The organism is Brevundimonas sp. (assembly GCF_041648615.1).
Taxonomy (GTDB): Bacteria; Pseudomonadota; Alphaproteobacteria; order Caulobacterales; family Caulobacteraceae; genus Brevundimonas.
Genome location: NZ_JBAZOS010000052.1, coordinates 1 through 12,568, shown reverse-complemented (window position 1 = coordinate 12,568; position 12,568 = coordinate 1). Strand labels below are relative to the sequence as shown.

The 12,568-nt window shown below is 70.0% G+C and carries 16 protein-coding genes and 2 pseudogenes; 14 read left to right on the top strand and 4 right to left on the bottom strand.

Going from position 1 to position 12,568, the window contains the following annotated elements; all coding sequences use genetic code 11:
• Positions 1 to 281, bottom strand: a pseudogene (locus WC555_RS14370) (hypothetical protein); the annotation flags it as partial.
• Positions 282 to 518: 237 nt separating this feature from the next.
• Between WC555_RS14370 and WC555_RS14365 the strand changes: the two are divergent.
• Together WC555_RS14365 and WC555_RS14360 are read left to right on the top strand one after the other, a co-directional pair.
• Positions 519 to 1,070, top strand: coding sequence for an OmpA family protein (locus tag WC555_RS14365; protein ID WP_373254647.1), 552 nt, complete (start codon positions 519 to 521; stop codon positions 1,068 to 1,070).
• 124 nt (positions 1,071 to 1,194) lie between these two features.
• Positions 1,195 to 1,947, top strand: coding sequence for an SseB family protein (locus WC555_RS14360; RefSeq protein WP_373254644.1), 753 nt, complete (start codon positions 1,195 to 1,197; stop codon positions 1,945 to 1,947).
• On the opposite strand, the gene WC555_RS14355 is transcribed toward WC555_RS14360, so the two are convergent.
• A complete protein-coding gene (locus WC555_RS14355; RefSeq protein ID WP_373254642.1) occupies positions 1,944 to 3,068 on the bottom strand; it encodes a zinc-dependent alcohol dehydrogenase family protein in 1,125 nt (374 codons plus the stop codon). The two genes, WC555_RS14360 and WC555_RS14355, sit on opposite strands and share 4 nt — an antisense overlap.
• A gap of 138 nt (positions 3,069 to 3,206) precedes the next feature.
• Between WC555_RS14355 and WC555_RS14350 the strand changes: the two genes are divergently transcribed.
• The gene (locus tag WC555_RS14350; protein WP_373254641.1) at positions 3,207 to 3,644 is read left to right on the top strand and encodes an acyl-CoA thioesterase; all 438 of its coding nucleotides are present in this window, start codon (positions 3,207 to 3,209) and stop codon (positions 3,642 to 3,644) included.
• A gap of 163 nt (positions 3,645 to 3,807) precedes the next feature.
• On the opposite strand, the gene WC555_RS14345 is transcribed toward WC555_RS14350, so the two are convergent.
• On the bottom strand, positions 3,808 to 4,008 hold the full coding sequence (locus WC555_RS14345; protein ID WP_373254640.1) for a hypothetical protein: 201 nt from the start codon (positions 4,006 to 4,008) through the stop codon (positions 3,808 to 3,810).
• Between the two features lie 167 nt (positions 4,009 to 4,175).
• On the opposite strand from WC555_RS14345, the gene WC555_RS14340 reads away from it, so the two are divergent.
• Together WC555_RS14340 and WC555_RS14335 are read left to right on the top strand one after the other, a co-directional pair.
• Complete coding sequence (locus WC555_RS14340; RefSeq protein ID WP_373254639.1) at positions 4,176 to 4,949, top strand: YebC/PmpR family DNA-binding transcriptional regulator; 774 nt, start codon at positions 4,176 to 4,178, stop codon at positions 4,947 to 4,949.
• A 68-nt stretch (positions 4,950 to 5,017) separates the two neighbouring features.
• Positions 5,018 to 5,536 (top strand): hemerythrin domain-containing protein, encoded by a 519-nt coding sequence (locus WC555_RS14335; protein WP_373254637.1) that lies wholly within the window; start codon positions 5,018 to 5,020, stop codon positions 5,534 to 5,536.
• Positions 5,537 to 5,545: 9 nt separating this feature from the next.
• On the opposite strand, the gene WC555_RS14330 is transcribed toward WC555_RS14335, so the two are convergent.
• Positions 5,546 to 7,156, bottom strand: a complete 1,611-nt coding sequence (locus WC555_RS14330; RefSeq protein ID WP_373254636.1) for a M20/M25/M40 family metallo-hydrolase — start codon at positions 7,154 to 7,156, stop codon at positions 5,546 to 5,548.
• 178 nt (positions 7,157 to 7,334) lie between these two features.
• Here WC555_RS14330 and WC555_RS14325 point away from each other — a divergent pair, with 178 nt between their 5' ends.
• From WC555_RS14325 to WC555_RS14285, 9 genes and pseudogenes are all read left to right on the top strand, one after another.
• Positions 7,335 to 7,730 (top strand): cupin domain-containing protein, encoded by a 396-nt coding sequence (locus tag WC555_RS14325; RefSeq protein WP_373254634.1) that lies wholly within the window; start codon positions 7,335 to 7,337, stop codon positions 7,728 to 7,730.
• Positions 7,731 to 7,799: 69 nt separating this feature from the next.
• Positions 7,800 to 8,315, top strand: a complete 516-nt coding sequence (gene ruvC, locus WC555_RS14320; RefSeq protein ID WP_373254632.1) for a crossover junction endodeoxyribonuclease RuvC — start codon at positions 7,800 to 7,802, stop codon at positions 8,313 to 8,315.
• Entirely contained in the window at positions 8,312 to 8,929 is a 618-nt protein-coding gene (gene ruvA / locus WC555_RS14315) for a Holliday junction branch migration protein RuvA (protein WP_373254629.1), read from the top strand. Before ruvC ends, ruvA begins: the two co-directional genes overlap by 4 nt.
• On the top strand, positions 8,926 to 9,960 hold the full coding sequence (gene ruvB, locus WC555_RS14310) for a Holliday junction branch migration DNA helicase RuvB (protein WP_373254627.1): 1,035 nt from the start codon (positions 8,926 to 8,928) through the stop codon (positions 9,958 to 9,960). The genes ruvA and ruvB overlap by 4 nt, the downstream gene beginning before the upstream one ends.
• 68 nt (positions 9,961 to 10,028) lie before the next feature.
• A complete protein-coding gene (locus WC555_RS14305; protein WP_373254625.1) occupies positions 10,029 to 10,400 on the top strand; it encodes a hypothetical protein in 372 nt (123 codons plus the stop codon).
• Complete coding sequence (ybgC, locus tag WC555_RS14300) at positions 10,400 to 10,849, top strand: tol-pal system-associated acyl-CoA thioesterase (protein WP_373254622.1); 450 nt, start codon at positions 10,400 to 10,402, stop codon at positions 10,847 to 10,849. The genes WC555_RS14305 and ybgC overlap by 1 nt, the downstream gene beginning before the upstream one ends.
• Positions 10,850 to 10,980: 131 nt before the next feature.
• Complete coding sequence (gene tolQ / locus WC555_RS14295) at positions 10,981 to 11,739, top strand: protein TolQ (protein ID WP_373254619.1); 759 nt, start codon at positions 10,981 to 10,983, stop codon at positions 11,737 to 11,739.
• 3 nt (positions 11,740 to 11,742) lie between these two features.
• Complete coding sequence (locus WC555_RS14290; protein WP_373254616.1) at positions 11,743 to 12,213, top strand: ExbD/TolR family protein; 471 nt, start codon at positions 11,743 to 11,745, stop codon at positions 12,211 to 12,213.
• Between the two features lie 4 nt (positions 12,214 to 12,217).
• Positions 12,218 to 12,568: pseudogene (locus tag WC555_RS14285) on the top strand (hypothetical protein); the annotation flags it as partial.

Here is a 12,568-nt window from a genome sequence, read left to right as displayed (position 1 = left end):
GCCGGACCGGGCGGGGGCTCGGCGACGATCGGGGCCGGCGGCGGGATCGGCGGCGGCGGCGGACGCGTCAGGGTGACGATCACCGCCCTCGGCGGGGCCTCGGGCGAAAGAATTGTGAGGGGCGGCGCAGGCGCGGAAATGAGGAGGGTGAACAGAACCAGATGCGCCGACAGGCTCAGCGCCACGGCGGGCGCCCAGGCCCGCACCCAGACACGGCGACGCGGCGCGGGCGTGGTCTCGTCGCGTGATTTTTCCGTTTGCGTCTCATGGCTTGGCCGCACGGGAGAGCTTTCGACCGGCGGGCCCGGCTGCGCCCGCGCCGACCTGAAGACCACTCGCCCGCGTCAACAAGGTGGCGCCGGGAAGGCATCCCGGGACGCGCGTTCTCACGGTCAAGCTAATGGCCAAGGTGACGTGTTTTGGCCCCGCGCCGGTCATCACTCCGCCCTCCGGGTTACGCCAGTTTCATCCCCGCGCATCGATGCGGGAGCCGCGCCCCGCCCATCAGGAGACGACACTTGACCCGATCGAAACTCAGGACGGCGGCCATGACCGGCGTGGTTCTCGCCCTCGGCCTCGCCGCCAGCGGCTGCGCCAGCCACAAATTCGTGCGGGAGAACCTGGCCGTGGTCGACACCCGGGTGACCCAGGTCGAAGGCACGGCCGGACAGGCGCTGGAGCGGGCCACCGCGGCCCACAAACTGGCCGAAGGCAAGTTCCTGTACGAGGTCGTGCTGTCCGACGACTCGGTGAAATTCCCCACCGACCGCCACGCCCTCTCGCCCGAGGCCGAACAGCGCCTGGCCGAACTGGCCCAGCGTCTGAAGGGCGAGAACCGCAACGTCTATCTGGAGATCCAGGGCTATACCGACGCGAGCGGCGACGCCGACTACAACGAGGAGCTGGGCGAGGCCCGTGCCGAGGCCGTGCGCCGCTCGCTGAGCCGCCAGGGCATCGCCCTGAACCGGATGGCCACCATCTCCTACGGTGAGGACTCGCCGGTGGCTCCGAACGAAACGCCCGAAGGCCGCGCCCAGAACCGGCGCGTCGCCATCGTCGTCCTCAGCTAGGCGACCGGTGGACGCGGGCGGCCGGGCTTCGGAACCCGGCCGCCCGCTGCGGCGACGGAGACAGGCGATTGACGGCGCGCCCCGGCTCGCCTCTTGTGTCGGCCCCTTCGACGCCGAGTAGACCATGACCGACGCCCAGCCCCTCGTCTTCACCGACAATCCGATGAACCCGCTCGAGGAGGCCCTCTACGAGGGGTTAGCCGATGCGTCGCGGATGGGGCTGTTCGAGCGGCTGATGCTCGAGGCCGACCTGTACGCCGTGCCCGAACCCGAAGGCCCGGGCGGCAAGCCCGGCGACGACGGCGCCAAGGTGCTGCGGGCCGGGGAACAGCTGATCCTGCGCGGCGTGGTGCTGAACGACGGCCGCGAGACCGTGACCCTGTTCACCGATCCGAGCCGGGCCACGAAGATGTTCGGCGAGGACGCCCGCATCCTGGCCATGCAGGGCCGGGCCCTGCTGGACATCCTCAAGGACGCCGTGGTGCTGTTGAATCCCGAGGGCGGCAAGGGCCTGTTGCTGAACCCCGATCAGATCAAGGCCGTGCTGGAGCATGAGCCGGTGCGGCCGCTGCGTCCGGTCTCGGGCCGCGTCGAGCTGCATGAGGTCGAGCCGGAGAACGAGCCGGTCATGCTGATGCGGGCGATCATGGATGCGTTCCCGGCCCCGATGGTCGAGGCCGTCTGGCTGGCCCGCGCCGTCTGGCCCGACCTCGGCCAGATCGGCTGGTTCATGGATATCCGCTCGGACCGCCCGGCGGACGAACTGAAGGCGCTGGCCGTGCGCGGCGTGCGCGGGTTGAAATTCGGCTCCGAAACCCTCGACGTCTCGGTCAGCAAGCCGGGCGGCGCCAAGGGCGTGGGCGTCAAGGTGATCTAGAACCGCACCACGGTCCGCACCGCCTGACCGTCGGCGAGGCGGTCGAAGGCGGCGTTGATGTCGGACAGGGGGATGACGCCGGTCAGCAACCGGTCGACCGGCAGCCGGCCCTGCCGGAACAGGGCGACATAGCGGGGGATGTCGCGGCTGGGCACGCAGGTCCCGATATAGCTGCCCTTGAGGGTCCGCTCCTCGGCGACCAGCGAGACGACGTTGACGGCCAGGGCCGCCTCGGGCGGGGGCAGGCCGGCGGTGACCGTCGTCCCGCCCCGCCGGGTCATCCGCCAGGCGGCGTCCAGCGCCCGCACCGAGCCGGCCATCTCGAAGACGAAATCCGCGCCGCCGCCGGTCAGGGCGCGGACCTGTTCGACGGCGTCGGCGTCTCCGGCATTGACGGTCTGGACAGGGCCCAGGGTGCGGGCGAGGGCCAGCTTGTCCTCCGACAGATCGACCGCCACGACCGGCGACGCCCCGGCCGCCAGCGCCCCCAGGACTGACGACAATCCGACCCCGCCCAGGCCGACCACGACCGCGCTCTGGCCCGCGCGAACGCCGGCGGTGTTCACCACGGCGCCGACCCCGGTCAGCACCGCGCAACCGAACAGGGCGGCGTGCTCGAACGGCAGGTCGGCGTCGACCTTGACCAGCGACCGGCGCGAGACGACGGCGTGGCCGGCGAAGGCCGAGCAGCCGAGATGGTGGTTCAGGTCCCCGGCGCCGTCATGGATGCGGCGGCCGCCGGTCAGCAGCTCACCCTTGCCGTTCGCCGCGGCGCCCGGCTCGCACAGGGCGGGGCGGCCTTCGGCGCAGGGGTTGCAGTGGCCGCAGGACGGCATGAACACCATGACCACATGGTCGCCGACCGCCAGATCGCTGACGCCGTCGCCCAGCGCCTCGACCACGCCGGCCGCCTCGTGACCCAGGGCCATGGGCAGGGGGCGGGGCCGGTCGCCGTTGATGACGCTGAGGTCCGAATGGCACAGGCCCGCCGCCTTGATGGCCACCCGCACCTCCCCGGGCCCGGGCGCGTCCAGCGTCACGGTTTCGATCGAGAGGGGGCGGCTGTCCGCATAGGGACGAAGAGCGCCCATGGTGCGGAGAACGGCGGCGGTGGTCTGCATGGGCGCACGCTAGGCGCTTGACGCCGCGTCCGCCAAGCCCAAGGCTGACCTCAAGCGCGCGCAGACGCGCCGGGAGCAAACCGCGCCCAGGCAGCGAGCGACCGCGTCGCGAGCGCTGGCGCACCAAGAGGGGACTTCATGACGGGTACGATCGAACGCACGAAACGGGGCGACTACCGCCGGTTCCAGGCCATCTCCACGCGCTGGATGGACAACGACGTCTACGGCCATGTGAACAACGTCGTCTATTATTCGTGGTTCGACACGGCGGTGAACCGGCTGCTGGTGGTCAATGGCGTGCTGGACATCCATCACGGCACGACCATCGGCCTGGTGGTCGAGACGGGCTGTCGCTATTTCGCGCCGACCGCCTTCCCCGACGAGATCCAGGCGGGGGTCCGGGTGGCGCACGTCGGCACCAGCTCGGTCCGCTACGAGATCGGCCTGTTCCGCAACAACGAGGACGAGGCCGCGGCCGTGGGCCATTTCGTCCACGTCTATGTCGACCGCGAGACGAAGCGGCCCGTGCCGGTCGACGAGAAGATGCGCGGCTTCCTGGAGAGCCTGAAGGCGTGACGCGGTCTCTCCCTCCCCCTTGTGGGGAGGGTGGTCGCGCAGCGACCGGGCGGGGAGGGCTCGACTCGCTACCGGCGGCGCTGGCGCCCTGCCAAGCGCCCCCACCCTGTCGTCGCTTCGCGCCGACATCCCTCCCCACAAGGGGGAGGGAGGGTTCGTTGCTTCAGTCGTCCAGCCGGCCCATCAGGGCCAGGGCCCCGACCGCGGTCAGGGCTCCGAGGGCGAAGGCGGCGATGATCGAGCCGGTGGCCACCCCCGTGGAGACGCTGACGGGGCGGGTCTCGTACCACTCCACGATGTCGGCCTCGTCGAGGTCGCCGTCGGCGTACAGGTCAGCGTCGTGGATGACGTCTTCGGCGGTCATGGAAACGGCTCCGGTTGGGACGCAACAACAATGTGCGCGGGGCCGGGGAGTTCCTGCGTCGTGACACCGCGCCCGCCATCGGCTAGATGCCCTGCCTCGATCCCGCGCCCGCGCTCAAGTAGTGAGCGACCGCGTCGCGAGCGATAGCGCCCAATCAAGAGAGCTTCATGGCCGGCCATTCGAAATACAAGAACATCATGCACCGCAAGGGGCGCGCCGATGCGCAGCGGTCCAAGCTGTTCTCCAAGCTGTCCCGCGACATCACCGTGGCCGCCAAGCTGGGCATGCCCGACATCGCCATGAACCCGCGCCTGCGCCTGGCGGTGAACAACGCCAAGGCCGAAAGCCTGCCGCGCGACGTGATCCAGCGGGCCATCAACAAGGCCGCCGGCGGCGACGTCGATACGATGGAAGAGGTCCGCTACGAGGGTCGCGGCCCCGGCGGCGTCGGCATCATCGTCGAGGCCCTGACCGACAACCGCAACCGCGCCAACTCCAACATCGGCACCGCCTTCAAGAAGAACGGCGGCGCGCTGGGCGAGATGAATTCGGTCGCCTTCATGTGGAATCGGGTCGGCCGCATCACCTATCCGGCCGAGGCCGGGACCGAGGACGCCGTCATGGAGGCCGCCATCGAGGCCGGCGCCCAGGACGTCGAGAGCGATCTGGTCAAGCCCGACATCTACGAGGACGCGCCGGGTCACACCATCTGGACCACCTTTGAGGACCTCAACGAGGTCGCCGAGGCGTTGTCGAAAATCCTCGGCGACGCCAAATCCACGGCCCTGGTCTGGCGCCCGCAAACCGAGGTTCCGGTCACCGGCGAGGCGGTCGGCACGCTGATGAAGCTGCTCGACGCCCTGGACGCCGAGGACGACGTTCAGAACGTCTATTCGAACGAGGACATCTCCGACGAGGACATGGCGAAGTACGCGGGCTGACCGGAACGGCGGACGGCCGGGCGGGTTAGGGCAGGCGAACCGCAACGCTTGCCCACGGACCCGCCCTCATGGACATCACCCAGCTGATCCTCGACGACCACGCCGAGCAACGGCGTCTGTTCGCCATCCTCGAGCAGATCGATCCGAAGGACGTGGACGCCCTGACCAAGGTCTGGGGTCGGCTGTCCGCCTTCCTCGACGTCCACGCCGAGGCCGAGGAGCGGTTCTTCTATCCGGAGCTGATGAAGGTCGGGAAATCGGCCAATGACGCCGAGGGCGACGACGCCGGTCCCGAGACCGAAGACGCCATCGAGGACCACAACAAACTGCGCGACGCGGTCAAGGCGGTGGAGAAATACCCCGTCGGGACCGGGGCCTGGATCGCGGCTGTCGGCAAGGCCAACGTCGTCAACTCGAAGCATATGGGCGAGGAGGAACGGCAGGGTCTGACCGACTTCCGCCGCCACGCCCCGCTGCAGACCCGTCACGATCTGGCGGTGAAATTCGCCGCCTTTGAGGCCGGGCACATCACCGGCGTGAAACCGGTCAACAAGGACCCCGAGGCCTATGTCGAACAGCATGGGTGAGTGGCGGCCTCAGCGCTGCATCGCATAAGCCTTGACCAGGTCGAACAGGAAGTCGCGGCCTTCATAGAGTGAGCGCACGCGGATGCGTTCGTTCAGGCCGTGCGCGCCGCCGCCGTCGGGGTCTCCAAACATGCCCGTGACGCCGTAGGTCGGAACGCCCGCCTTGTTGGTGAAACGGCCGTCGGTGGCTCCCACCGCCATGGTCGGCACGACCGGCACGCCGGGCCATATGCGGCCCGCGATCTGCCGGATCGGATCGATAATGGCCGGCGCCAACGGCGGAGGGGGCGAGGTCGGGTCGGGCGCGCCCAGCGGGGTGATGGTTATGGCCGGATTGTTGAGAACCCGGGCGATCTCGGCCTGGGTTTCCTCGATCGTATGGCCGGGCAGGATGCGGCAGTTGACGTTGGCCGTGACGCGCTGGGGCTGGGCGTTGGGCGCATGGCCGCCGTTGATCAGCGTCGGGATGCAGGTCGTGCGCATCGTCGCGTTCCAGATCGGATTGGCGGCCGACAGACGCGCCGCCGCCGCGGCGTCTGGCGTGTCGCCCGCCGTCAGGGCGCGCAGGTCGGCGGCGTATTGCGGAGACGTGTCCGCCACGGCCGCGAAATAGGCGCGGGTGATGGGGTTCAGGTCCAGTGCGAAGTCATAATCGCCCAACGCCGCCAGCGAGCGCGACATGGCGGCGATGGCGTTGTCCTTGCGCGGCCGGGCGCTGTGGCCGCCAGGGTTGGTCAGCTCGAGCGTATAGTCCTGATACAGCTTCTCGCCCGCCTGGACGTTCAGGGCGATGCGGTTTCCCTCAGCGTCCAGCTGGCCGCCCGCCCCCTCGTTCAGCGCGAAGCCGGCCTCAAGCGTGTCGGGGTGTTCGCGCAGCAGCCATTCGACGCCGTTCCAGGTGTCGGCGGTTTCCTCGCCGCAGGTCAGGGCCAGTTTGATGTCGCGGCGCGGTCGGAAGCCGGTTGTCTTCAGCCGCACCAGCGTATCGACCCAGACCGAGGCCTGGGCTTTGTCGTCGGACGCGCCCCGCGCGTAGAAATAGCCGTCCTCCTCGACGAGAGTGAACGGATCGCGCGTCCAGTCGGCCCGGTTGGCCTCGACCACGTCGATATGGGCCAGCAGCAACAGGGGCGCCGCGGACCGGTCCGAGCCGTGCAGGACGACGGCCAGATTTCCGTCTTTCGGCCGGTCGGCGGGGGCCAGCACCCGCACGTCCGCGACAGGATAGCCGGCGGCCAGAAGGCGCGCGCCCATCCGCTCCGCGGCGAGGGTGCAGCTGCCTTCGGACAGGGTGGTGTTGGTCTCGACCAATTCCTCGTACAGCGCGCGGAAGGCGGCCTGGTCGGGGCGGGCGTCCGGGGTCTGCGCCATGGCCCTGCCGGCCCCGAAGGCCAGGGCGCCGATGACGGCGGCCGCGACCACGATCACGGTGAAGACGGCGCGGCCGCGGCGACCGTCGCGCATCGTCTCACCGGCGGTCTCGTCCAGCCAGTAGCGGTCGCCGCTTTCGGGCACGGCCTCGCGCCGCACCAGCCGCCTCAGGGCCGCGCGACCGCCGGGGCGGTTCATTGACAGGGGACCGGCCAGATCCGTCGAGGTGACCCCGCTCGCAATCGACATCTTGTTTCTCCCGTCCCGGCGACGACGTTATCCTCAATCGGGCACGGGAGGAACAGCCGCCGGCCACAACCGTTGCCGTGGCATGACGGCCGCCTCTGGACCGGGCGGCTCACTTGACCTGTGCCGGTCCCATGACGATCTCACCGCCCACCCCTGTCTCCTCGCTCAAGGATTTCTCATGCAAGGCTTCGTCGACGACATCGAGACCCTGACCACGGAAAACACAGACTTCCGGCGCGTGCTCTACACCGGCGAACATCTGCAGCTGGTGCTCATGGCCCTGAAACCCGGCGAGGAGATCGGCGAGGAGGTCCATGAGGACCGTGACCAGTTCTTCCGCATCGAGAGCGGCTCCGGCGAGATTCTGATCGACGGCAAGCGCACGCCGATCAAGGACGCCGACGCCATCATCGTGCCCGCCGGGGCCCGCCATAACCTGTTCAATACGGGCGACGTCCTGCTGACGCTCTACACCCTCTACGGTCCGCCCGAGCACCGCGACGGCGTGGTCCGGGCCACCAGGGCCGAGGCCGAGGCGAAGGAAGAGCATTTCGACGGCAAGACCACCGAATAGCGCGACTGTCCGGCGCTGCGTGACGCCGGTCATTGTTCGTCAACCTCGTTTGAGGCATGACTGGAACGAATGACGAACGAAGCGACTCGAATCCTGGGACTGGACCCCGGCCTTCGCCGCACCGGATGGGGCGTCGTGGTCGCCGAGGGATCGCGTCTGCGCTGGGTGGCGCACGGCGTGGTCAGCCCGCCCGAGGCCGCGCCGTTCAGCGAGCGGCTGCTGCATCTGCTCGATGCTGTGGGCGAGGTCTGCGCCGCTCACGGCTGCGACGAGGCGGCGATCGAGGAGGTCTTCGTCAACATGAACCCGTCCTCGACCCTGAAACTGGGTCACGCCCGCGCGGCCGTCATGCTGGCCCCCGCCCGCTGCGGCCTGCTGGTGGCGGAGTATTCGCCCAATCTGATCAAGAAGGCCGTGGTCGGCGCCGGCCATGCCGACAAGAGCCAGATCGCCTTCATGGTCAAACGGCTGCTGCCCTCCGCCGGCGACGTGAAGGCCGACGCCGCCGACGCCCTGGCGGTGGCTATCACCCACGCCCAGCTGCGCAAGCGGGCCCTGCTCACCGCGCTGCGGGGCGCCGCGTGATCGGCCGACTGCGAGGTCTGCTGGCCGAGGTCGAGCCGGACCACTGCCTGATCGACTGCGCCGGCGTGGGTTATGTCGTGGTCTGCGGCGCGCGCACCCTGCAGCGGCTCCCGGCCCCCGGCGACGAGGCGACCCTGCAGATCGAATCGACCTGGAACGCCGAGAGCGGCCCGCGCCTCTACGGCTTCCTGTCCCGGGACGAGCGCCGCGCCTTCCGGACCCTGACCGACATCCAGGGCGTGGGCCCCAAGGCGGCCCTGTCGGTGCTCGACGTCCTCCCCCCCGGCGATCTGGCGGCGGCCGTGGCCCGGGAAGACAAGGCGGCGGTGGCCCGCGCCAACGGCGTCGGCCCGAAATTGGCCCTGCGCATCGTCACCGAGCTGAAGGGCAAGTCGCTGGGCGACGCGTCATTCACCCCCGGCGGGTCGGGCGTCCAGGCCGAGGCTCCGGCCCCGGTTCCCAGCGTCACGGGCGAGGCCGTCTCGGCCCTGCTGGGTCTGGGCGTGGCCGAGGTCAACGCCCGCCGCGCCGTGGATCAGGCGCTGATCCGCCTGGGCGACGCGGCCGAACTCTCCGCCGTCATCCGCGCGGCCCTGCAGGAGCTGGGGCGGTGACCGACGACCGCATCGTGTCCGGCGCCCCCGTTCCCGGCGAGGTCCAAGACCGCGCCCTGCGGCCCCAGACCCTGTCCGAGTTCGTCGGCCAGGAACAGGCCAAGGGCAATCTCAAGGTCTTCATCGACGCCGCCCGCGGTCGCGGCGAATCCCTCGACCACGTCCTGCTGTTCGGCCCGCCCGGACTGGGCAAGACCACCCTGGCCCAGATCGTCGCCCGCGAACTGGGCGTCGGCTTCCGCGCCACCTCGGGCCCCATCCTCGCCAAGGCGGGCGATCTGGCCGCCATCCTGACCAATCTCGAACCCCGCGACGTCCTGTTCATCGACGAAATCCACCGGCTCGCCCCGACGGTCGAGGAAATCCTGTACCCGGCCATGGAAGACCATGTGCTGGACCTGATCATCGGCGAGGGGCCGTCGGCGCGTTCCGTGCGGATCGATCTGGCGCCCTTCACCCTGGTCGGGGCGACGACGCGGGCCGGCCTGCTGGCCACGCCGCTGCGCGACCGGTTCGGCATTCCGCTGCGGCTCGAATTCTACACCCCCGACGAACTGGTGCGGGTCATCACCGGGGCCGCGCGCAAGATGGGCGTGGCCGTCGACGAGGAGGGCGCCCGCGAGATCGCCTCGCGCTCGCGCGGCACGCCGCGGGTGGCCGGACGGCTGCTGCGCCGGGTGCGCGACTTCGCCGAGGCCGAAGGATCGCCGATGATCGACCGTCTGGCCGCCGCTCGCGCCCTCGCGCGGCTTGAGGTGGACGAGGCCGGCCTCGACGCCAACGACCGCCGCTTCCTCAAGGCCCTGATCGAGAACTACGGCGGCGGGCCCGTCGGCATGGATACGCTGGCGGCCGCCATCGCGGAGGCCCGCGACGCGGTCGAGGACGTCATCGAGCCCTATCTGCTGCAGCAGGGCTTCATCCAGCGCACCCCGCGCGGCCGCATGGCCTGCGCCCGGGCGTATGCGCACCTCGGCCTGACCGAGCCGCCGAAGACGCCGGAGCAGGGCGGGCTGTTCGGGGGCAAATAGCCCGCTCATCCCGGCAAGCCCTTCCCGCAATCGCCGAACCCCGGCATGGTCCGCGCGAAGGAGAGGGCATGGCGCGCAGGGCGATCCGAACCGAGCGGCTGATCGCGGTGCTGGGCGGCGCGGTGCTGTTGCTGGGCGTTGTGCTGTTCTTCGTCTTCGTGCGGAACGGAAGTATTCTGGAAACCTCCAGCGCCAGCGATCGGGCGTTGCGGCAACTCCGGGACCATCTGGGACCCAACACCGAAATTCACTACCTCGAGGTGGGCAAGGGACGCGCTGTTTGCGGGTATGCAGGGACGCGGGGCGGCTCCGGAGGGCCCGCCTTCATCTCCCGCCCGAACCGGATACTGTTGGAGACGGACCCGTTGAAGGCAGAGTTCAAGGAGATGCTCTCCGACGTTTGTCCCGGGTTCATGACGCCCCCGCCCGGGGTCTACTGATGACCGACCAGCCCACAGCCGGCCGCTTCGAGGGCCGCGAGCACCGCCTGCCGGTCCGCGTCTATTACGAGGACACCGACTTCACCGGCCTGGTCTATCACGCCAACTACGTCCGCTATTTCGAGCGCGGCCGGTCGGACTGCCTGCGGCTGATGGGCATCGGCCACACCGACCTGCTGGACGGCGACCAGCCCATGGCCTTCGTGGTGACGAAGATGGGTCTGTCCTTCCTCAAGCCCGCCCGCATCGACGACGCCCTGCTCGTGCGCACCTGGTATGACGCGGTGAAGGGCCCCCGGCTGCTGATCTCCCAGACCGTCACGCGGGGCGACGACGTCTTGTGCCGGGCCGATGTCGAGGTGGTCTGCATCCACATGGACGGCCGGCCCCGCCGTCCGACGCGGGCCCTGGTCGAAAAGGTCGGGCCCTGGCTGGCGCGCGAAGCGTAGCCGTTTTCGCCGCCTGACGGGTGTAGACGGGTGACGCCGCCGCCACACCTCGCTAGACCCGCGGGAACCCGCCACACAACCGCCACGCCCGTCCGGTGCACAGGGACGGTCAGACGGAAGGACGTTATTCGATGACCACCGCCACCCAGGCCTCGATGCTGAACCCGGTGAGCCTGTTCCTGGAGGCCGATATCGTCGTGCAGGCGATCATGATCGGCCTGGCGATCGCCTCGCTGTGGTCCTGGGCCGTGATCATCGACAAGGCGGTGCGGTTCTCCGGACTGAACCGCCAGGCCGACGATTTCGAAAAGGCGGTCGGCTCGGGACGGTCGCTGGAAGAGATCGCCGCCCAGGCGGGGCCCGATCCGGCCCATCCCCTGCCGCGCATGCTGGTCATCGCCCTGGCCGACTGGCGCGAGGCCCGCACGCGCGGGCCCCTGACCGAGAACCAGGCCAACCTGCTGATGTCGCGCATCGACCGCGCGCTCGACAGCCTGATCGCCCGCGAGGGCCAGCGGGTCGAGAACGGCCTGGGCGTCCTGTCGGTGGTGGCGACGTCCTCGCCCTTCATCGGCCTGTTCGGCACGGTCTGGGGCATCATGAACGCCTTCGGGGCCATCGCCTCGTCGGGCAACACCAATCTGGCGACGGTGGCGCCGGCGATCTCCGAGGCCCTGTTCGCCACGGCCCTCGGTCTGGCCGCGGCCATCCCGGCCTATATCGCCTACAACAAATTCTCGATCGACGCGGGCAAGTTCACGGGGCGGCTGGAAAGCTTCGCCGACGACCTGCAGGCCGCCGTGGCGCGCCGTCTGGGCGGCTCGAACGCGCCCTCGGCGCCCCCGGTCACCCCGCCCGCCGCGGGCGACTACAACCGCCGGGAGTTTTGAGCCATGGCGTTGGCGGGCGGCGGCGGGGGCGGACACGTCCGGGGCCGCAGACGGCCGCGCAAGCGGCCGCTGAGCGAGATCAACGTGACGCCGCTGGTCGACGTCATGCTGGTGCTGCTGATCATCTTCATGATCTCGGCGCCGCTGCTGACGACCGGCGTCGAGGTCGAACTGCCCAAGACCGAGGCCAGCGCCGTCGAGACGAATCAGGAGCCGGTGGTGGTCTCCATCGACCGGGACGGCGCCATCTTCGTCGCCGACAGCGAGGTCGCCTGGGACCGTCTGATTCTGGCCGTCGCACAGGAAGGCGGCGAGGGCGCGCGTGAAAAACCGGTCTTTGTCCGCGCCGACGGCCGCGCGCCGTATCAGGCCGTGGCCCGCGTCATGGCCCGGCTGTCGGGCGCCGGCTTCACCAAGATGAACCTGATCACCGACACCTCCGCCCAATCTTCCGGATCAGGCGGGGAGGGCTGAAGCCTTGGAACGGCCCGGCCCGGCCCTGATCGGATCCATCCTCGTGCACGGCGCCGCCATCGCCGTCGTGCTGGCCGCCGGCCTGATCGCGCCAAAGGCCGAGCTGCGTCCGGTCGTCAACGCCGTGCCGGTCTCCATCGTCTCGGACGTGGTGATCGAGGCCGCCGCCGCCGACAACCCGAGCGAGGAACTGGTCACCGAGGACGCCGCGACGGCGCCCGTCGCCCCGCCGCCCGAACCCGTGCCCGCGCCGCCCGAACCGACGCCCCCTCCGCCCACGCCGAGGCCGGCTCCCACGCCTGCCCCCGTGCCGGTCAAGAAGGCTCCGCCTCCGCCCCGCCCCACCCCGACGCCG